Origin of the sequence: Bradyrhizobium sp. STM 3561 (genome assembly GCF_045571455.1) — a bacterium.
GTDB lineage: Bacteria > Pseudomonadota > Alphaproteobacteria > Rhizobiales > Xanthobacteraceae > Bradyrhizobium > Bradyrhizobium vignae.
Genome location: NZ_CP120695.1, coordinates 1164263 through 1183976 on the forward strand (window position 1 = coordinate 1164263; position 19714 = coordinate 1183976).

Annotated in this window: 13 protein-coding genes and 5 pseudogenes; 9 read left to right on the forward strand and 9 right to left on the reverse strand. The window is 60.8% G+C overall.

The features are described from left to right. Window positions 1–25: 25 nt before the first annotated feature. Complete coding sequence (locus P6U28_RS05225; RefSeq protein WP_407123204.1) at window positions 26–1228, forward strand: ABC transporter substrate-binding protein; 1203 nt, start codon at window positions 26–28, stop codon at window positions 1226–1228. Window positions 1229–1309: 81 nt separating this feature from the next. On the opposite strand, the pseudogene P6U28_RS05230 reads toward P6U28_RS05225, so the two are convergent. After that, window positions 1310–2044 (reverse strand): annotated as a pseudogene (locus P6U28_RS05230) (IS701 family transposase); the annotation flags it as partial. A gap of 81 nt (window positions 2045–2125) precedes the next feature. On the opposite strand from P6U28_RS05230, the pseudogene istA reads away from it, so the two are divergent. The 4 genes and pseudogenes from istA to istB form a co-directional block, all read left to right on the forward strand. Then, window positions 2126–3415 (forward strand): annotated as a pseudogene (istA, locus tag P6U28_RS05235) (IS21 family transposase); the annotation flags it as partial. 40 nt (window positions 3416–3455) lie between these two features. Beyond that, entirely contained in the window at window positions 3456–3695 is a 240-nt protein-coding gene (locus P6U28_RS05240; protein WP_407121874.1) for an ATP-binding protein, read from the forward strand. 48 nt (window positions 3696–3743) lie between these two features. Continuing rightward, window positions 3744–4504, forward strand: a pseudogene (locus P6U28_RS05245) (IS5 family transposase). Window positions 4505–4510: 6 nt separating this feature from the next. Further along, window positions 4511–5059: pseudogene (gene istB / locus P6U28_RS05250) on the forward strand (IS21-like element helper ATPase IstB); the annotation flags it as partial. A gap of 126 nt (window positions 5060–5185) precedes the next feature. Here the strand turns inward: istB and P6U28_RS05255 are convergent. From P6U28_RS05255 to P6U28_RS05265, 3 genes and pseudogenes are all read right to left on the reverse strand, one after another. Next, a pseudogene (locus P6U28_RS05255) lies at window positions 5186–5761 on the reverse strand (IS701 family transposase); the annotation flags it as partial. Window positions 5762–5862: 101 nt separating this feature from the next. Next, window positions 5863–7212 carry an IS701 family transposase gene (locus P6U28_RS05260; RefSeq protein ID WP_407121875.1) on the reverse strand — a complete coding sequence of 450 codons (1350 nt, stop codon included), beginning with the start codon at window positions 7210–7212 and terminating at the stop codon, window positions 5863–5865. Window positions 7213–8116: 904 nt separating this feature from the next. Next, window positions 8117–8299, reverse strand: a complete 183-nt coding sequence (locus tag P6U28_RS05265) for a hypothetical protein (RefSeq protein WP_407121876.1) — start codon at window positions 8297–8299, stop codon at window positions 8117–8119. A gap of 1277 nt (window positions 8300–9576) precedes the next feature. Here P6U28_RS05265 and P6U28_RS05270 point away from each other — a divergent pair. From P6U28_RS05270 to P6U28_RS05280, 3 genes are all read left to right on the forward strand, one after another. Then, a complete protein-coding gene (locus P6U28_RS05270; RefSeq protein ID WP_407121877.1) occupies window positions 9577–10152 on the forward strand; it encodes a flavin reductase in 576 nt (191 codons plus the stop codon). A 26-nt stretch (window positions 10153–10178) separates the two neighbouring features. Next, window positions 10179–11771, forward strand: coding sequence for a 4-hydroxyphenylacetate 3-hydroxylase N-terminal domain-containing protein (locus P6U28_RS05275; RefSeq protein ID WP_407121878.1), 1593 nt, complete (start codon window positions 10179–10181; stop codon window positions 11769–11771). A gap of 112 nt (window positions 11772–11883) precedes the next feature. Further along, on the forward strand, window positions 11884–12783 hold the full coding sequence (locus P6U28_RS05280; RefSeq protein ID WP_407121879.1) for a dioxygenase: 900 nt from the start codon (window positions 11884–11886) through the stop codon (window positions 12781–12783). A 17-nt stretch (window positions 12784–12800) separates the two neighbouring features. Here P6U28_RS05280 and P6U28_RS05285 read toward each other — a convergent pair whose 3' ends face one another. After that, a complete protein-coding gene (locus P6U28_RS05285; RefSeq protein WP_407121880.1) occupies window positions 12801–13748 on the reverse strand; it encodes a LysR family transcriptional regulator in 948 nt (315 codons plus the stop codon). A gap of 85 nt (window positions 13749–13833) precedes the next feature. Here P6U28_RS05285 and P6U28_RS05290 point away from each other — a divergent pair, with 85 nt between their 5' ends. Next, complete coding sequence (locus tag P6U28_RS05290; protein WP_407121881.1) at window positions 13834–14895, forward strand: maleylacetate reductase; 1062 nt, start codon at window positions 13834–13836, stop codon at window positions 14893–14895. A gap of 141 nt (window positions 14896–15036) precedes the next feature. Here P6U28_RS05290 and P6U28_RS05295 read toward each other — a convergent pair whose 3' ends face one another. Genes P6U28_RS05295 through P6U28_RS05310 form a run of 4 tightly spaced genes read right to left on the reverse strand, consistent with a single transcriptional unit; the run spans window position 15037 to window position 19704 of the window. Further along, window positions 15037–16635 (reverse strand): MFS transporter, encoded by a 1599-nt coding sequence (locus tag P6U28_RS05295; protein ID WP_407121882.1) that lies wholly within the window; start codon window positions 16633–16635, stop codon window positions 15037–15039. Next, on the reverse strand, window positions 16632–17663 hold the full coding sequence (locus P6U28_RS05300; RefSeq protein ID WP_407121883.1) for an HlyD family secretion protein: 1032 nt from the start codon (window positions 17661–17663) through the stop codon (window positions 16632–16634). Before P6U28_RS05300 ends, P6U28_RS05295 begins: the two co-directional genes overlap by 4 nt. Before the next feature lie 40 nt (window positions 17664–17703). Further along, window positions 17704–18486 (reverse strand): 3-hydroxybutyrate dehydrogenase, encoded by a 783-nt coding sequence (locus tag P6U28_RS05305; RefSeq protein WP_407121884.1) that lies wholly within the window; start codon window positions 18484–18486, stop codon window positions 17704–17706. Window positions 18487–18528: 42 nt separating this feature from the next. After that, window positions 18529–19704, reverse strand: a complete 1176-nt coding sequence (locus P6U28_RS05310) for a patatin-like phospholipase family protein (protein ID WP_407121885.1) — start codon at window positions 19702–19704, stop codon at window positions 18529–18531. Between the last annotated feature and the right edge of the window lie 10 nt (window positions 19705–19714).

The window sequence follows — 19714 nt, forward strand, 5'->3', positions numbered from 1 at the left end:
CGCCCGACAAAGGAGACGCGAAATGATGCGCGGTCATACCGTCACTGTCTGTGCAACCCTGATACTGTTTATGGCGCCGGGCATGGCTGGCGCTGCAACCGACAAAGTCGTCATCGGTGACATAGACGACATGTCAGGCGTTTATGCTGACATCATTGGGCCGGGCGGAGAGACCGCGGCTAGGTTGGCGATCGACGACTTCGGAGGCAGTGTACTGGGCAAGAAGGTGGATCTGCTTGTCTCCGATCATCAAAACAAGCCCGACCTCGGATCACAGAAATTCCGTGAGTTCGTTGATAGAGAGAACGTTACGATGGTGCTTGGCGGGTCAAACACCGGCGTAAATTTGGCTATGGCGAACATTGCCAAGGAGAAGAAGACACCTTTCTTCTCAATCGGAGCGGCTGGTGCCTCTCTTACTGGAAAGGACTGCACACCATACACGGTACATTACGCCTACGACACCACCGCGCTGGCGAACGGGACTGCCAGCACAGTCGTCAAGCAGGGCGGCAAGTCTTGGTTCTTTGTCACGGCCGATTATGCTTTTGGCACGCAGCTCCAGGACGCAGCCTCGAAGGTGGTTGAGGCAAGCGGAGGAAAAGTGATCGGGTCGGTCCGGGTGCCCTTGGCGACCTCGGATTTCTCGAGCTACTTGCTCCAGGCGCAGAGTTCGGGAGCACAGGTCCTCGGTCTGGCCAATGCGGGCGACGATTTTACTAACTCTATCAAGGCTGCCAATGAGTTCGGAATTGCCAGAACAATGAAGCCCGCGGCTCTCCTGGCCTTCATCACAGACATTCACGCGCTTGGACTGAACACAGCACAAGGATTATATCTTACAACCGGCTGGTACTGGGATCTGAATGAAAAGACCCGCGCCTTCGCCAAGCGGTTCCTCGAACGCACTGGCCGTGAGCCAACCATGACACAAGCCGCATATTACTCGGCCACGTTGACTTATCTCAACGCCGTTAAATCAGTTGGATCGACCGATTCTGACAAAGTCATGGCCCAGCTTCGTAAAACAAAGATCAATGATATGTTCACTGCCAACGGCGTGATCCGGCCCGACGGCCTGATGGAGCACGACATGTACATCATGCAGGTCAAAAAGCCTGAGGAATCTAAGTACCCGTGGGATTATTACCGGCTCGTCCACACGATGTCAGGTGATCAGGCCTTTGGTAAACTCTCGGACAGCGCATGCCCGCTGGTGACGCACTAGCACTACTTTGGCAGATTGTATTTTCGCCGCTGTTTTTCAAGGATTTGCTCTCGGCAATATGGGCAGTGCTGAGACGGTGGTCTAAGGATGAGATCGAGGATGGCCTGGCGTACGGCTGGCATGGTTGGCTGAGGCGGAGGCCCGTAGATTCTTTTTTTTCCGCCCCGCGTGTGCGAGGCGACGGTGTTGCAGGAAGGCGTAGGCAATCATTGTCATCAGGGCGTGGCGATGAAGACCTTGCCATGATCGCCCTTCGAAGTGATCAAGTCCAAGTTCCTCCTTCAACTGTTGATGCGCTTGCTCACAAATCCACCGTGCCTTGATGGTGGCGGCCAGCGTGCGCAGATCCGTCGCCGCCGGAAGATTGGCCAGATAGTATTTCTTCTCCCCGGACGCACGTTGCTCGCCAATGAGCCAGGCTTCGTCGCCTGGGAGATGCTGCTGACCTTTATCCCATATCCGCTGCGGAGGGCCGTCGGCGGTCCGGACACGGACCGCAGCAAATTGGGCTTTAAGCCGACCTTTCGTCCCGCTACGCCAACTCACGGTTTTCCATTTGGCGCCGGCCAGCATTTGCTCGGCCGCAATTGATAAGATATCGGGCACGTGGTGCTTTCGTGGTTTGCCGCGGGCTTTGGTAATCGGCCAAATGAGCTTCACATCGACCGGATACACTTTCAGGTGCCGCGGGATTCCGACAGCCCAGGCCAGCCCGCGCTCTGTTAGCCCTTGTCGAAACGGTGCGCTGAGGCCGTATCCTGCATCCGCCAGCACATATCCAAAGCGCACGTTGGCTGCTATCGCGCGGTCAATCTCGGTGTCGGGCGACATGGGAAATTGCCCCCCTGACGACACGAGGAATTGACCCCCTCGCGACACGATCAAAACGGGGGTTTTATGCAGCGACTCAGTTCAGGTCCTCTGCGGTTCAAAGATCCGCGGAGGGAGGCCATGCTGGAGCCGGACGAGGTTTCGGCGATACTCCGGCTCAACGAGCTGGGGTGGGGTAGCAAACGGATTGCCCGGGAGCTCGGGATCAGCCGCAACACGGTGAAGGAGTACATCGCGGCCGGCGGCTGGACACCTTATCGGCAACCGCAGCGCAAAAAGGCACTTGAGGGCCAGGAGAGCTGGCTCAAGGAGCGTCTGCGGCAGCACCGCGGCAATGCTGACGTGATCCGCCAGGAGTTGGCAGCCGAGAAAGGCATCGTTGTCTGCCTGCGCACAGTTGAGCGGGCGGTACAGCGCTATCGCCAGGAGCTTGCGGCGGAAGCGCGCGCGACGGTGCGGTTCGAGACAGCGCCTGGCAAGCAACTGCAAATCGATTTTGGTGAACGGCTGGTTGAGATCGGCGGCGCCAAGGTTCGCGTCTACCTGTTCGTCGCCACGTTGGGCTACTCGCGCCGGCATCATGTCAGAGCCTTCCGCAACGAACGGCAAGAGAACTGGTTCGACGGCCTGGAAAGCGCGTTCATGAAGTTCGGCGGCGTGCCCGAAGAAGTGCTGTTCGACAATGCCCGTGCCTTGGTCGTAGAGCATGACGCCATCACGCGCACAGTGGTCTTCAACGACAAGCTGAGCGCATTTGCCAAGCACTGGGGCTTCCGGCCCCGTGCCTGCGCGCCATACCGAGCCCGGACCAAGGGCAAGACCGAGAACGGCGTTGGTTACGTAAAACGAAACGCGATCGCGGGCCGCGCCTTCCCGAGCTGGGACGCCCTTGAGGCGCATCTTGAGGCTTGGACGCGGGAGGTCGCCGACCTGCGCCAGCATGGCACGACCGGCGAGCCTCCGATCGAGCGGTTCAGGCGGGCGGAAGCGCAGGCACTCAAGCCCATCGTTGGGAGGCCGCCCTTCCAGGCTGCACGTGAAGTGATCCGCCGTGTGCAGGCCGACTGTGCCGTCGAGATCGATGGCAACGCCTACTCGGTGCCCTGGCGGCTAATCGGCGAGATGGTGCGAGTGATGATCGCCGACGGGCTGGTGCGCATCCACCATGGGATCCATGAGGTGGCCGTCCATCCGATTTGTGCCGGTCGTCGCCGCCGCGTCGTCGACCCCGAGCATTTTGCGGGCCTGACTGGCTTTAGATCGAACCGAGCTGCCGCGCTCGCAGGATCGTCCGTTGCGCCGCACTCGCCGGCGCTGCTGCGGCCGCTCGGCGAGTATGAGGCAATCGTCGGAGGGGCTTCTGATGCGCGCCGCTGTCCCCGATCGCCTGAGCGATATGCTGACCCGCCTGAAGCTGACCGCCGTCCGCGACCAGTTGGATGGGCTATTGGACGAGGCCGGCCGACAAGAGCTGAGCCTGCGCGAGACCCTGGTGCTACTGTGCGAGCGCGAGATCGCCCGCAAGGACGAGCGGCGCATCGAGATGACCCTCAAACTCGCTCGCTTCCCGTTCGTTCGCGATCTCTCCGGCTTCGACTTCTCGGCCCAGCCGTCCCTAGGGTCTGTACCTAATTAGCGATCTCTGATTCCTTCGCACCAAGTTGATTCGGGATGGGGGACTTCGGTGCGCAAAGGGCTGTTCTGGCTGAACGACAAGCAGTGGGCTCAGATCGAGCCGCATCTGCCAACGAACCAGACCGGCCCGGCGCGCGATGACGATCGACGCATCATCAGCGGTATCATTCACATGCTTCAGTGCGGCGCACGCTGGCGCGATTGCCCGCCCGACTATGGTCCTTACACGACGATCTACAATCGTTTCAATCGCTGGGCTAAGCGCGGACATTGGCAGGCGATCTTTGAAGCGCTCGCCCGCTGCGGCAAGGATGGCGTGACCTTGTCCATCGACTCCACCTCGATCAAGGCGCATCGCTCGGCGAGCGGTGGAAAAGGGGGGAGCATGAACAGGCGATCGGACGCTCGCGCGGTGGGCGGACCACGAAAATCCACGCGCTGAGCGACCCTGATTGCAGACCTTGCGCATTTCATCTCACTCCGGGACAAGACGCAGATATTGCCGCAGGGCCGGCCCTTTTGAAACTCGCGCCGCCCATGTCTGCCCTCATTGGGGACAAAGGCTACGATGGCGACGGCTTTCGCGCCGAAATCGCCAATCGCGGCGCAAAGCCCGTCATTCCAAACAAATCCAACAGGGTGACCCTCCACACCTTCAGCAAACGCGCCTACAAAGGGCGCAATGTTATCGAGCGCTGTTTCTGCCGGCTCAAGGATTTCAGGCGTGTCGCAACTCGCTACGACAAACTTGCCAGGAACTTCTTGGCTGCCGTGCACCTCGCCGCCATCGTCGCCTATTGGATCAATTGAGTCTGAACCCTAGACCCCAAGCAGGTACGTGAGCTTGCCGGTGCGCGCTGGATTGCCAATGGCGAGAACGTGCTGCTGCTTGGGCCGCCTGGCGTTGGCAAGACGCACCTGGCGGTCGCGCTGGGGCGTGAAGCGATCCTGGCTGGGCATTCCGTGCAGTTCGTCGCAGCCACGACGGTCGTTGCGCAACTCGCCAAAGGACACAGCGAAGGCAGGCTTGACGAGCGGCTCGCGCAATTTGCCAAGCCAAAGCTCCTGATCATCGACGAACTCGGCTATCTGCCCTTTGAGCCCAATGCCGCACATCTCTTCTTCCAGCTCGTCAGCCGCCGTTACGAGAGAGGCGCGATCCTGCTCACCAGCAACCGCAGCGTCGGCGAGTGGGGCTCAGTCTTCGGCGACCCTGTGGTCGCCACCGCGATCCTTGATCGCCTGTTACACCACAGTCACGTGATCACAATCCGCGGCGACAGCTACCGCTTGAAAGAAAAGCGTCGTAGCGGGCTTTTGCAGAAGGCCGCCGCGCCAGAAGCTAAATCGGAGAAAAAGCCGTGAAGCAAGCCGCTCGCTCGCTACGGCGCTATGGGGGCGCGCTCCGCGAGCGGCTTGCCACATCCACCAAAACAACAAGGGGGTCACTTCTTCACGTCGCTACGGGGTTAAATCCGGACGTCGCTTGACAATCTCGGCCAAAGCAATCTCCGGCTTGGACCGTGGCGTTCGATGTTCGACTGGCACGCGAGCGCGCTTCAAACGAGATTCGTCGCTTGTCCAGCTGTCAGGCAGAAAGAGACGTAACGCGACCATCACGGGTACTTCGCCGCGCGCAAGCGTCAAAGACACCAGCGTTTGGCAATTTGCCGTTTTACCGAGAGCCGAGGCGTATTGAGCCGCAACACCGACCGAGCGCTCACCCTTCTTGGGCAGTGAAGTGTCATCGATAACGAGCACCGCATCCCTGCCGCCGACAAGTCGGTCCGCCTGGTTGAGCAACTCTGTCTCCAGCGGCGTCGCGTCCCAGACACCGTCCGCAATGAAATGGTGCAACTGGTCGTAGGTGCTGGTGGCAAGGCGTTCCGCCATCGGCTGAACGCTCTTGCGATCGCCAGGACCGATCAAACCCGCAACATACAGAGGACACATTCGCTGCCGGGTCTTATGACCCAGTCGGTCCAAGAACGGCACTAGCCAGCGTTCGAGTTCGTCTTCCCATCCCGGCATGGTCAGCCCTCCAAGAGCCGACCACCCATGAATCATTGAAAAATTGATTTGGGAATCCTATAAAACGCGGCAAAATCAACAATCTGCCAATGTAGTGCTAGCACTACTTTGGCAGATTGTGTTTTCGCCGCTGTTTTTCACGGATTTGCCTTCGGCAATATGGGCAATGCTGAGACTGCGGCCGAAGGATGAGATCGACGATGGCGTGACGTACGGCTGGCATGGTTGGCTGAGGCGGAGGCCCGTAGATTCTTTTTTTTCCGCCCCGCGTGTGCGAGGCGACGATGTTGCAGGAAGGCGTAGGCAATCATTGTCATCAGGGCGTGGCGATGAAGACCTTGCCATGATCGCCCTTCGAAGTGATCAAGTCCAAGTTCCTCCTTCAACTGCTGATGCGCCTGCTCACAAATCCACCGTGCCTTGATGGTGGCGGCCAGCGTGCGCAGATCCGTCGCCGCCGGAAGATTGGCCAGATAGTATTTCTTCTCCCCGGACGCACGTTGCTCGCCAATGAGCCAGGCTTCGTCGCCTGGGAGATGCTGCTGACCTTTATCCCATATCCGCTGCGGAGGGCCGTCGGCGGTCCGGACACGGACCGCAGCAAATTGGGCTTTAAGCCGACCTTTCGTCCCGCTACGCCAACTCACGGTTTTCCATTTGGCGCCGGCCAGCATTTGCTCGGCCGCAATTGATAAGATATCGGGCACGTGGTGCTTTCGTGGTTTCCCGCGGGCTTTGGTAATCGGCCAAATGAGCTTCACATCGACCGGATACACTTTCAGGTGCCGCGGGATTCCGACAGCCCAGACCAGCCCGCGCTCTGTTAGCCCTTGTCGAAACGGTGCGCTGAGGCCGTATCCTGCATCCGCCAGCACATATCCAAAGCGCACGTTGGCTGCTATCGCGCGGTCAATCTCGGCCAAAGCAATCTCCGGCTTGGACCGTGGCGTTCGATGTTCGACTGGCACGCGAGCGCGCTTCAAACGAGATTCGTCGCTTGTCCAACTGTCAGGCAGAAAGAGACGTAACGCGACCATCACGGGTACTTCGCCGCGCGCAAGCGTCAAAGACACCAGTGTTTGGCAATTTGCCGTTTTACCGAGAGCCGAGGCGTATTGAGCCGCAACACCGACCGAGCGCTCACCCTTCTTGGGAAGTGAGGTGTCATCAATAACCAGCACCGCATCCCTGCCGCCGACAAGTCGGTCCGCCTGGTTGAGCAACTCTGTCTCCAGCGGCGTCGCGTCCCAGACACCGTCCGCAATGAAATGGTGCAACTGGTCGTAGGTGCTGGTGGCAAGGCGTTCCGCCATCGGCTGAACGCTCTTACGATCGCCGGGACCGATCAATCCCGCAACATACAGAGGACACATCCGCTGCCGGGTCTTATGACCCAGTCGGTCCAAGAACGGCATCAGCCAGCGTTCGAGTTCGTCTTCCCATCCCAGCATGGTCAGCCCTCCAAGAGCCGACCACCCATGAATCATTGAAAAATTGATTCGGGAATCCTATAAAACGCGCCAAAATCAACAATCTGCCAAAGTAGTGCTAGGCCGTGTATCCCTAAACCCGGCGGCCTCGATATGGTGTCTACGTTCGCTTTGCTCCGAAACCGACGAAGTTCGGGCAGCCGGGCGTCGATTGCTGCAACCTCGAACATCGTCATTGCTACTTGTCGCCGAGACCACATGTGGGTCGCGAGTCGCCGCGGCTCGAGTCTTTGAGCGGCTGCTTTGCTATTTCGGCAGCCGCTGGCGCAAGGCGAGATCATCCAAATCGGGGAATGACGATTTCGCCGCGCGACGACGGAGTACGGCTGCCAGCTGTTCGCATCGCTAAGCTCCTGATCAGACCCAGCTGTTCCTCACTCGCCGTATGTTTGCCGTGGCTTGAGAGCACACCTACCAGGGCACCGGAGCGGGTCATCAGCGGGGTCGACTGTACCGGCTCGTTCGGCGATGTCTCGAAAAAGCAGAAACCGGAGGTCCATTTGTGACGTCATCGAGAATGACGGGCTGCCGTTGAACAGCGCACGACCGCAAGCACACCCGTCCCTGATCGTCACACGACGAAAGCAGTCGAGAAACTCTTCGGAAAAGCCCTGCTGAGCCACGATCTCCAGATGGCCCGTCTTCCAGTCGATCAGTTGAATGTTGCCGAGCTCTTGGCCGTAATAACCAATGCCTCGCTCAACGCCGATTCGAGGAGCGGCAGTTCCGAAACGCTATGCATCATCGCGATGCCTTTCGCACCTGAACTATTGGCAGGTGGGCGCTTTTACATTGGGCTTGAGGGTTGAGAGCGAGATCCTCTCCTCGAGTCAAAGCGCGAGATACCAGGATTTTCTCTTGAGTTTCCCTGACAACCTCGCGCGCCTCGAGAATTGCCGTGTCAGCAGAGCGCAAGAGGGCGCGCTTTCTCAGCCCTTCTGGCCAGAATAGAGGTCGTTGCGTCGGTGACATGATGGACCACCGCAACTATCTCGCCATTGTCATCGAGAACCGGCCAGTTCTTAGGGTGCCAGTAACGGACATGCCAAGGGCGTCCTTCAGGCTGGATGTCATATCGTTGCATGCGCATCTCCTGACCGCGCTTTTCGTGAAGAACTTTGCCAAGGGACTGGGGGGCTTCGGCTCCCGCTGACCAGGCCGGGAATCCTGTCTTTCCCGGAGACAAGGAGCGAATACTGATTGCGTCGCCGGTGACGGAAATACATCCGTGCAGTGCGAGACTTTGAACGCCCCATCCAGGACTGTGGCATGCCGCCAAGCGATTTTGTCGTTCAGCCCGGTGGCGGCACGAACTCGGCCAGGACACGTCCTGCCGGCACCGGGCCAAGACCGCGCCGGATCCGGAGGAACATAAGACAGTTGGAGGGTTCGCTCAAAGTGTCGATCGTTAGCGAGATTCTGAAAAGATCGCCGAGACCCTGAAGGGGCGGGCGCGCAGGCAGTTCAGACGAAGTAAGCCGAGCCCTGCGAGGCTGTCCCAAGCCGCTCTTCCAGGCGCAGTCTCGCGACCCTTGCCGGGCGCGCCGATTGGTGACCAGAGCGGTCGACACGAGCACAGTGCAGTGGTACAAGCGTCGGACTTGGCGCAGAGGTAAGTGGCTGTTTTTGCTGTAGTTTAATGGATCGAGCCCCAATCCTTTCCGGAGCACCATCGCTCTTCTTAGAGTGTGAAATCCAAGGCGGAATAGCGGATCAACGGCTTACCCGCTCCTCAGTGGTACAGACGGATGGGAAAGCCGTTCCTGAGGACCGACGTAAGCTCGTTGCGAGCGCGAGCAGAAGGTAAGCCTTCAGACGCCCGATGCTGCGGAACCCTAGGTGCGGCATGCCAAGGCACCCGCTGAGCTTGAGCGCGCGGGCCCGGCACCGCTGACCGAACGAGAAGCGCACCGTTTCGTCGCCAGAGTCCGCGCGCGCCGTCTGCCTCCCTGAATGAGCGGAGGGTTTTTCGGCTCAGATGCGTCAGTCGCTTTCGAGGTGCTTGGCACCTTGCCGTCTGGCCGGCTTGCATTCGCGCTCGTCGGCAAGATCGCGCGAGATGGTGCATCCGCCTGCTATCGCCGCGCTGTCCCCGTGACGCTCGCCGCTGCCGAATGCGCCTCAATTCACGACAGCAGAAGATTTTCTGCTGGCTGACAGCAGATCATTGTGTAAGGCATGCCTCGAGCCGAGTGCGACGGAATCGCGGGCGGCTCTATTCCCGTAGAGCAATACTCCCCATAGCCGTGCCGCGGATGGCGCGGTGTTTTCGGCTGCGACAAACTCGTCTCAACAACAAGAAAACATTTGAGGCGACGCTCCGGAATTCCGGTGTCGCGGGAAAACGCGAGGAGAGGAATAATGCTTTCGCAGACAGTTGCTCCGTCTTCATCCGCCAGTGCGCCCAAGAGCAGGCACCTTCAAGCTTCCGTTCAAGATATTCCTGCGCGGGCAAGTGCAGGCGAGTTTCGTGAAGCTATGTCCCGCATTGCGTCCTCGGTTTCCATCGTCTGCACCGATGGCCCTCAAGGCATCGCAGGCTTTACCTGTTCCGCTGTGTGCTCCGTGACGGACGAGCCCCCCACGATCATGGTGTGCGTCAACCGCAGGAGTGCGGCCAACGCGATCATCAAGGCGAATGGTGTGCTCTGCGTCAGCAGCCTTAGCGCCGATCAAGTCGGGTTGTCGCAGATCTTCGCGGGCGTCGGCCGGGTACCAATGAACGAACGGTTTGCCGGACCGAACTGGGGCGTGCTTGCCACCGGCTCACCGTACTGCGTGACCTCACGCGTCGCTCTCGACTGTCGAGTGGCCGATATCCGCGAAATTGGCACGCACAGCGTGATCTTTGCCGAAGTGCTCTCCACAGCGCATGCCGACGGCGAGCCCCTGATCTATCACAGCCGCAACTACGCAACTCTCCGGCAAATGGCTTGACCTGCCGGCGCCAAATTCCCGAGCCAATGGAGCTGACCATGCTACGTACCGGTGCACAATACCTGGAAGCCCTGAACGACGGCCGCAACGTGTGGGTCGGCGATGAGAAGATCGACAACGTCGCCACACATCCGAAGACCCGCGACTATGCGCGGCGCATCGCCGATTTCTATGATCTCCACCACCGCGAAGATTTGCGGGATGTGATGACCTTCATCGACGAAGATGGCGTGCGCCGCTCGATGCAATGGTTCGGCCATCGCAACAAGGACGAAGTTCGGCGCAAGCGCAGGTACCACGAAACTATCATGCGCGAGCTCGGCACGTCATTTCCGCGCATGCCCGACACCAACGTTTATCCCCTCCTGACCTATGTCGATGATCCACAGCCGTGGGAGGACGCCGCAATCGGCGCTGAGGGGCGCGGTTTGGCCAGAAACATCGTCGACTTCTTCAAGTTTGCTCGGGAGAATGACTTGAACTGCACGCCGCAGTTCGTGGACCCCCAGGCCGACCGCTCTACAACCGACGCGCAGGCACGTTCGCCTGCGCTCCGGATTGTCGAAACCAACGACCAGGGCATCGTCGTCAATGGCGTCAAGGCCATCGGCACTGGTACGGCGTTCGGCGACTGGATCCATATCGGCGTGTTCTTTCGTCCGGGCATTCCGGCCGAGCAGATCATCTTCGCGATGACGCCCGTGAATACCAAGGGCGTCACGGTGGTGTGCCGTGAAAGCACCGTGAAGGACGACCCGATCGAGCACCCAATGGCATCAGCCGGTGATGAACTGGACAACATCACTGTGTTCGATCACGTCCTTATTCCCTGGAAGTATGTCTTCCATATCGGCAATCCCGATCACGCAAAGCTTTACCCCCAGCGCGTGTTCGATTGGCTGCATTATCATGCGATCATCCGGCAGATGGTGCGAGCTGAATTGATGGCAGGACTTGCTATCCTGATTACCGAGCACATCGGCACCAGCAAGATCCCGGCGGTGCAGCCGAGAGTGGCGAAATTCGTCGGCTTTCATCAGGCTATGATTGCCCACGTGGTGGCATCCGAGGAGCTTGGTTTTCTGACGCCGGGCGGCCACTACAAACCGAACATCCTGATCTACGATTTCGGCCGCGCCTACTACCTGGAGCATTTCTCCTCGATGATCTACGAGCTGCTCGATCTCTGCGGCCGAAGCGCGCTGCTGTTCCCAAGCGAAGGACAGTGGAGTGACGCAAAGCTCGGTCCCTGGCTGGAAAAGCTCAACACCGGGCCCAACGGCAAGCCGCATGATCGACTCAAGATCGGTCGCGTGATTCGGGACCTCTACCTGTCGGACTGGGGCGGGCGACTGTTCATGTTCGAGAATTTCAATGGTACGCCGCTGATGGCGATCCGTTCGCTGACCATGCAGCGCGCAGAATTCTCCGCCGGCAGCCCGTACGTTCAACTGGCGCGGAAAGTCTGCGGCATCGAGCTGAACCAGGACTCCGCCACAGAATACAGCACCTCTGCGGCCTATGCCCGCGCGCAGGACGCAGGCGCGCAGGCGAGTGCCGCGGCTTCAGCAGCCCGCCGGAAGAACGCGAGCGAGGAGTTGATCGATCCGCGCATATAGACACTGACCGCGGACGCCAGGACAGCTCTGGCGTCCGCGGACAGAACGGCCGGCGGCGGGCCATGAACGAACTATGCCTGAAACGTGGCCCTAGCGTACCAAGGAGATTGTCATGGCCTATGTCACCGAAACGACCATCACCGATATCGTGCTCGAGCGGTGGATGGCAGTTCCGGATCCGCGGCTGCGGCAGATCATGCAGTCGATGATTACGCACCTGCACGCCTTCGTTCGAGAGATCGAGCCGACGGAGGAGGAGTGGATGACCGCGATCGAATGGCTGACGCGGACCGGGAAGCAGTCGCACGACAAGCGACAGGAGTTCATTCTTGCTTCGGATGTGGTCGGCGTCAGCATGCTGGTCGACTGTATCAACCACCGTCTCTCGGGCGAGGCGACGCCGACCACGGTGACTGGGCCGTTCCACGTGCATGATTCCCCAGAACTCGTTGACGGTGCCGACATCGCCAAGGGCGCGCCCGGCGAGCCTTGTTACATCGTCGGTTCGGTGCGCGGCCTGGGCGGTGCGCCGATTGCCGGTGCCACGCTCGACATTTGGCAGGCGGATGGAGAAGGGCTTTACGATGCCCAGCGCGGCGGCGACGGGGCGTGGATGCGCGGCATCTTCAAGTCGGACGATGACGGACGCTTCGTGGTGCAGACCGTGCTCCCGGTGCCTTACTCGATTCCGATGGATGGCAGCGTCGGCGACCTAATGCGCCACACCGAGATTAGCCCCATGCGCCCGTCGCATATTCACTTCCTGATCGAGGCGCAGGGCCATCGCCGCGTGATCACGCATCTGTTCAAGAAATCATGTCGCTATATCGAGACCGACGTGGTCTATGGCGTGAAGGCGCCACTGATAACCGAATTCAAGTTGATGCCGGCTGGCAGCACGACGCCGACGGGCAAGTTGGCCGAACGGCCCTTCTGGCTGCTGGAATATGACTTCGTACTGCAGCCTGGGGAGAATGCTTCGGCCGCAACGCCAGCGAGCGCTGCGGCCTGACGTAAGAAGGGTGGAAACTACCGCTTCCGTCCGGGCGGCTTGCCGCCGAACTCGGCGTTGATCGACGCGCGCAGCCATTGGTTGCCGGGATCGCGGTCGAATCGTTCATGCCAATATTGCGCAATCTCGAACTCGGGCAGTTTGACCGGTGGCTTCGCAAGCCGCATGTCGAGCGCGCGCGCCAGCACGGTCGCAACCGGCCCCGGCATCGTCGCAACCGCATTGGTGCTCTTGGCCAGGATCGCGGCGGTGGTGAAGCTCGGCACATGCGCGATGATGTTCTTGGCCGGTAACTGGCTCTCCAGCGATCGTTCTGCCACCTGGTGCGGATGGCCGGTGCCGGCCGCGGTGATGAAGATGTGCTGTTCGTCGAGGAATTCGGCCAGCGATGGCGATCGGCCGAGCCGCGGATGGTCTTTCTGGAAAATGCACATGTGCTGACCAGAGAACAATTTCTGCCGCTTGATGCCGGGCACAAGCAGCGGGAATTCGCCGATCGCGAGATCGATCTCGCCGGATTCGAGCGAGGTGTGCAGGTTCTGCAGTCCAACCTGGGCAGCGCGCAATCGCACATTTGGCGCTGAGCCGAGCAGGGTCTTGATGACGGGCGGCAGCAGCACGATCACGCCGGCGTCGAGTGTGAACACGCGAAACTCCCGTGTCGACCGCGCCGCGTCGAACCGACTCTGCTCGCTGCGCAGGCGCTGGAAGCCGTCAAGCAGTGCCCGGACCGGTTTCTCCAGCTCGAGCGCCTTGGCGGTTGGCTCCATGTGCAACGCGACGCGGACGAACAGGGGGTCGCTGAAATAGACGCGCAAGCGTGCCAGCGTCTTACTCAGAGCTGGCTGCTGAGTGCGCAAGGCGTCGGCGGCGCGCGTGATGCTGCGCTCACGGAACAGCACATCGAGGACCCGAAGCGCGTGCAGGTCGAGATCCTCAGTGTGCTTTCCCGGAATAGTCTTCATATCTGCCCGACGATAGCTTAGCCGCGCCTCTCACACTAGGCTAGAGCCACCTAGGGCAAGCGCCCAAAAAGAAATGGGAACGCTTATGAAGTCTTTCACCTTCGACGCTTCTCCGGGACGTGTCATGTTTGGAGCCGGTGCCATAAATCACCTGCCGCGCGAAGTCGAGCAGCTGGGCGCGAGTCGCGCGTTGGTGTTGTCGACACCCCAGCAAGCGGAGCTCGCGAGCGACCTTTCGACGCAACTGGGCGAGCGCAGTGTCGGCATCTATCCGCATGCCGTGATGCATGTGCCGACCGAGGTCGCGCGCAAGGCGATCGAGGAGGCTGCTCGGCTTGGGGCGGATTGCATAGTCGCGGCCGGCGGCGGTTCGACAATCGGTCTGGCCAAGGCTATCGCGCTTCAGTCTGCCCTGCCGTTCTTGGCGGTGCCGACCACCTATGCGGGCTCTGAGATGACTCCCATCTACGGTCTAACAGAAGAAGGACTAAAGAGGACCGGGAGGGACCCCCGGGTATTGCCGAAAATCGTGATTTACGATCCGTGTCTGACGCTGGATCTGCCGCTGAAGATGTCGATCGCGAGCGGTTTCAATGCGATCGCGCACGCGGCCGAGGCGCTATATGCAGACAACGCCAATCCAATTAGCCAGCTCATGGCAGAGGAAGGTATCCGTGCCCTCGTGCATGGCCTGCCGGGGCTAAAAGAGGATCTTCGAGACCTTAACAGTCGCAGCGATTGTCTGTATGGCGCCTGGCTTTGTGGTGCGGTGCTGGGAATGTCGAACATGGCGCTGCATCACAAGGTTTGCCACGTGCTGGGCGGCAGATGGAATTTGCCGCACGCCGAAACTCATACAGTCATTCTGCCGCACGTATTGGCCTACAACGCTGCCGCCGTGCCGAGTGCGATGGGGCGGATCGAGCGCGCCATGAGTACGCCGAACGCGGTCAGTGCAATTGTCGCACTGATGCAAAGATTGGGCGCGCCAATGTCCCTTGAGAAGCTTGGCATGAAACGCACTGATCTTGTGCGTGCAGCGTTGCTCGTCATGGAGCTGCCGTACCACAATCCGAGGCCAGTGACGTACGAGGCTGTTTTGGCTTTGCTCGAGGACGCGTTCACGGGACGCGTTAACTGTTCCTGATCGACCGAACCTCAAGCGCGAATGCCGGACTGCGTTCTTTGCCTGGCGATGGATTTCGCCATCGCAAGAAAAGCACCGCCAGTCGAGGGATACGCGGAGAAATAGCCAGGCGAGGCAGCAGACTGGTACGGCCGGCAACTGCTAGGCCGTCTCCGTCCGGGTTACTGCGCGCAGTTTCGAGTATCGGGAGAGGCCGATCTTGACCACGACCAGCACCGGCGCCGCAATGACAAAGAGCAGAGCGACTGCATTAAAGGCCGTATCGAAGGCGATCACGGTGGATTGGCGAATAAGAGCACCGTCCAGCAGGGACGTCGAGGCTCGGTTGGCCAGCGTGTCCATTCCCTCGGTAGCGAGCATTGCTGACGTCATTCTCAGCCGCTCGCCGACCGCAGGAGCCCCGGCGGTCAGACTGGCCCCCAGCACCGTAACGTTGCCGGCGACGTTGTGCTCGATCAGAGTCTGGAGGACGGCCACGCCGATCAGGCCGCCGAGTTGCCGACCGGTATTGAAGAGGCCTATGCCGGACGCGCGGTTGTCTTGGTTGAGGTTGCTGAAAGCAATCAGGGTGATCGATAGAAACAGGAAGCCGAGACCGAGCCCCCGCAAGAGGACGGCAGCCATCATGTCGTGCGCGCCGCTTTCGCTGGTCGAGCCGGACAACATCCACATCGCCAGCATGATCGTCAGAATACCAAGGGGCACCGTGGCGACCGGAGGCACGCGGCGAACCTGCATCAGGAAGACGGCGACGAGGAGCGTGCCAATGAAGAACGCACCGCTTGGCAACAACAACAGGCCGGCGTCGGTGGGCCTGAATGCCAGCACTGCGACGGCAAAAGAGGGGATCAGGAACGCGCTGCCGAACAATGCGGCGCCCGCAACAAAACTGACAATGAACGCGAAGGAAAAGTCTTCCGATTGAAATGGGGTGAAGTCGATCAGGCCGCGACCTCCAGCCATTAATCGCTGGCCGAGAAATGCCAGAAACGCGGCCGCTCCGGTCACTGTGAGCCAGAGGATTCCGGGCTCCTCGAACCAGTTCCAGCGACTGCCCTGATTGAGAACATAGGTCAGACTGAAGAGTGCGATCGAGATCAATGAGAGGCCGATCCAGTCAAGCGGACGGCGGACGAGCGTACCGGACCGCGGGCTGCCGGCGATCAGGAGCAGGCCGGCAGCCGCCAGCGCCAGCGGAACGACGCTGAAGAAAATCCACGTCCAGGACTGACTGTCGATCAACCAGCCCTGCAGTGCCGGAGCGGCTGTCGCGGGTGCGACGACCGATCCCATCGCAAACAGCGCTTGAAGGATCGGCTGCTGGGATCGCGGATAGGCGTGGAAAATGATCGCCTGGCCTGCGACAAGCAGGAGGGCGCCAGAGAAGCCCTGCACCATGCGCAGCGCGATCAGCAGGTCCAGCCGGGCGCTAATGGCGGTGATGCCGCACGCCCCGCCCATGACCAGGGTTGAACAGATGACCAGGCGGCACGCATCGACACGCCGCATCAGCCAGGGAGTGGCTACGAAGCCAATCAGCTTCAGCGCTGTGTATCCGATATCGAGCCAAGCGAACTCATCGGGAGTGGTGTGGGTGTCGCCGATGATATAGCCACGCCCGAGCGACAGCACGGTGCTCGCGATGGCATCCGTTAACGTGGCGAGCACAATGCCCGTGACGAGAAGGGGTCCTGCGGCGGATCGTCCGCGGCTTGGTATGGTGCACGCGACCTTGATCATGAGCCGCTCCCGTGGTCGACGTCGACGCGCGCGGACAGGCCGGGCACGAGCCGGCCGGGCAACGGATTGCTTGCGAAGCGGATCTTCACCGGCACGCGCTGAACGACGCGAACGAAGTTTCCGGTTGCGTTGTCTGTCGGCAGCATGCTGAAGGCGGAGCCGCTGCCGGGCGCAAAGCTGTCCACGACACCTTGTAGAGGCTGGTCTGAATAGCTATCGACGATGATGCGGACGCGCTGGCCGGGCCGGATCCGTTCGATCTGGGTCTCCTTGAAGTTCGCCACGACCCACACATCGCTGACCGGTACGATGTCGAGCAGGGAAGTGCCCGGCGCGACAAGGCGGCCCACACGGACCTGGCGGTTGCCGATTACGCCGTCGACTGGCGCATGCACAACGGTATTGTCGAGATCAATCTGGGCGAGGTCGCGCGCGGCCTGAGCCTGCGCCACGGCGGCCACCGTCGCCTCGCGCTGACTGGCGAGGACGGCGATGCGCTGCTTCTGCGCTTCCACCGTGGCGGCCGCTGCGGAGACAGCCGCTTCAGCTTTCGATAGCGCCGCATCGCTTTCGTCAACCTGGGCCTGGCTGACCGCATTCGTACGGATCAGCTCGCGGCGCCGATCGGAGGCTTTGGTGGCCAGACCCATCTCGGCCATACTCGAACGCTTCTGCGCCTCGGCCTGCCGGATCAGCGCATCCTGAAGCGGGATCTCCGCATCGACATTAGCCAGGCGGGCCTGCGCGGCCTCGACATTGGCCTCGGCCTGCGCCAGCCGCGCGCGGTAATCCCGATCGTCGATCCGGAACAGGACATCGCCCTTACGGACGGCTTGGTTGTCCCGAACCTCCACTGCCGTGACGTAGCCCGCAACCTTCGGCGCGAGCGAGGTGACGTCGCCACGAATATAGGCGTTGTCCGTCGACGTCTCGCCCGAATGGGCATAGGTCCATCCGGCCAGCATGGTCACGACGGAGCCGAGGCATAGCAACAAGCCGATAACCTTCTTCTTGTTGGGATGCGCCACGATGTCCTCCTACCGTTGACAGCTCTGCCCATTCTCGCGGCTACCGTGCGGTCCAGCCACCGTCTACAGAGATCGCCGTGCCGGTGATCTGGTCTGCCGCAGCCGAACAGAGAAAGGCGACGGTGCCGCCAAGCTGCTCCGGAGAGGCGAATTGCAGCGAGGGCTGCTTCTCGGCGAGAAGCTCCTCGGTCGCTTCCTTCTGGCTGATGCCTCGCTGCGCAGCCATGTCGCTGATCTGCTTTTCGACGAGGGGCGTTCGCACCCAGCCGGGGCAGACCGCGTTGCAGGTTACTCCGCTCCCGGCCGCCTCGAGGCCCACCACTTTCGTGAGCCCAACCAAGCCATGCTTCGCGGCGACGTAGGCCGCCTTGTGGATCGAGGCGACGAGGCCGTGTGCCGAGGCGATGTTGACGATCCGCCCACAGCCCTGCTTCTTCATCTGCGGCAGGGCCTTTGTGATGCCATGGAACGCCGCGGACAGGTTGATATCGAGGATGGCGTGCCACTTGGCGGGCGGAAACTCCTCGACCGGTGCAGTGAACTGGATGCCGGCATTGTTGACGAGGATGTCCACCCGTCCAAACTTGTCGATGGTCGCATCGATCAGTCCACGCACGGCCTCGCCCTTCGACATGTCCGCGCCGTCATAGATGACGCGCACGCCATGCTCGCGCGCGATGCCGTTGCTAATAGTCTCGATCTCGCCGGCGTCGCCGAAACCGTTCAGCACGATGTCAGCGCCGAGCTTGGCGAGTTCCTTCGCAATGCCAAGTCCGATGCCGCTGGTCGATCCGGTAACGATGGCTACCTTGCCGTTCAACATGGTATTTCCTTTCGATGAGCAGGAGATGAATTGGCCGAGAGCTCAGTCGCGGCGGTGAATGTCATGGGTGACGATGCCAAGCTCGGGTGGCGGCGGGTCGAGGCGACGGCCATCGGCCAGCGTGCGGCGGATGTCTTCCAGTCCGCTCTGCCAGTGGGCGCGCATCGCGCTCAGTCCGAACTCGTAGTCTCTGGAATGACCCTCGTGGGGCTTGGTCTGATAGATTAGGTGAATGATGTTGTGCGAGCGATGGCGCGCCAGATCCGCGATGGCACGGATTTCCGGGTCTTGCTTTGCGGCTTCCGGCAGTTTCTCGATGGTCCGCTGTAGCGCCTGACGCATCTTTTGCATTCGCAGCATCTGGTCGGTGACCGCGCGCGTGCGGCTCGAATACTGGATGTCCTTCTGCCGGCTCGACACTTCCATCATGTCGTAGGGAACGCGGCCCTTGGCCGACCAAAGGTCGATCTGGAAAGCCAGCGTGTCGCAGGGTTCACCGGAGAGCACGCGGGACAGAGGCGTGTTCGAAACTACGCCGCCATCCCAATAGTGCTCGCCTTCGATCTCAACGGCGGGGAATCCCGGCGGCAGGGCGCCCGAAGCCATGAAATGCCTCGGACCCAGCCGGCGCTCGGCGGTGTCGAAATAGGTCAGGTTGCCAGTGCGAACGTTGACCGCGCCGACGGAAACGCGGACCTCGCCTGAGTTCAGGCGGTCAAAGTCGACGAGTCGCTCCAGCGTTTTCTGCAACGGCGCAGTGTCGTAGAAGCTGGTCGCGGCATCACCTGAGAATGGCGACCACAACGGCGACGGGAAGCGCGGCTTGAAGAAGCCCGGCTGGCCCTGCACCAGGGCCCTCATCGCCGCGAGCGCGTTGCGTACCGAGTGGATGTCGAAAGCAAAGGGCAGGGCATTGGCCAGCCCTTCACCGGCTGGCCACTCGATCGAAAAGGCGCAGATGGTCTCCCAGAACTCGCGCAGCCGATCCACGCGCTCGGCCTCGGGCGAGCCGGCGATGATGGCGGCGTTAAGTGCACCGATCGAGATGCCGGCCAGCCAGTTCGGCCGGATGCCGGCCTCGTGCAGACCCTCATAGACTCCAGCCTGATAGGCGCCCAGCGCGCCGCCACCTTGCAGCACCAGGGCGACGACATCGTATGGCAGCGACCTTGTTTGCTGCAGCTTAGAACCGGTTTGCTCGCGCATCACGTTCAACATGGCCAAAACT

Coding starts and splice junctions, on each gene's coding strand:
- P6U28_RS05225 (WP_407123204.1), top strand. CDS start 26: ATGCGCGGTCATACCGTCACTGTCTGTGCAACCCTGATACTGTTTATG.
- P6U28_RS05240 (WP_407121874.1), top strand. CDS start 3,456: ATGCTGACCCGCCTGAAGCTGACCGCCGTCCGCGACCAGTTGGATGGG.
- P6U28_RS05260 (WP_407121875.1), bottom strand. CDS start 7,212: ATGATTCATGGGTGGTCGGCTCTTGGAGGGCTGACCATGCTGGGATGG.
- P6U28_RS05265 (WP_407121876.1), bottom strand. CDS start 8,299: ATGCAACGATATGACATCCAGCCTGAAGGACGCCCTTGGCATGTCCGT.
- P6U28_RS05270 (WP_407121877.1), top strand. CDS start 9,577: ATGCTTTCGCAGACAGTTGCTCCGTCTTCATCCGCCAGTGCGCCCAAG.
- P6U28_RS05275 (WP_407121878.1), top strand. CDS start 10,179: ATGGAGCTGACCATGCTACGTACCGGTGCACAATACCTGGAAGCCCTG.
- P6U28_RS05280 (WP_407121879.1), top strand. CDS start 11,884: ATGGCCTATGTCACCGAAACGACCATCACCGATATCGTGCTCGAGCGG.
- P6U28_RS05285 (WP_407121880.1), bottom strand. CDS start 13,748: ATGAAGACTATTCCGGGAAAGCACACTGAGGATCTCGACCTGCACGCG.
- P6U28_RS05290 (WP_407121881.1), top strand. CDS start 13,834: ATGAAGTCTTTCACCTTCGACGCTTCTCCGGGACGTGTCATGTTTGGA.
- P6U28_RS05295 (WP_407121882.1), bottom strand. CDS start 16,635: ATGATCAAGGTCGCGTGCACCATACCAAGCCGCGGACGATCCGCCGCA.
- P6U28_RS05305 (WP_407121884.1), bottom strand. CDS start 18,486: ATGTTGAACGGCAAGGTAGCCATCGTTACCGGATCGACCAGCGGCATC.
- P6U28_RS05310 (WP_407121885.1), bottom strand. CDS start 19,704: ATGTTGAACGTGATGCGCGAGCAAACCGGTTCTAAGCTGCAGCAAACA.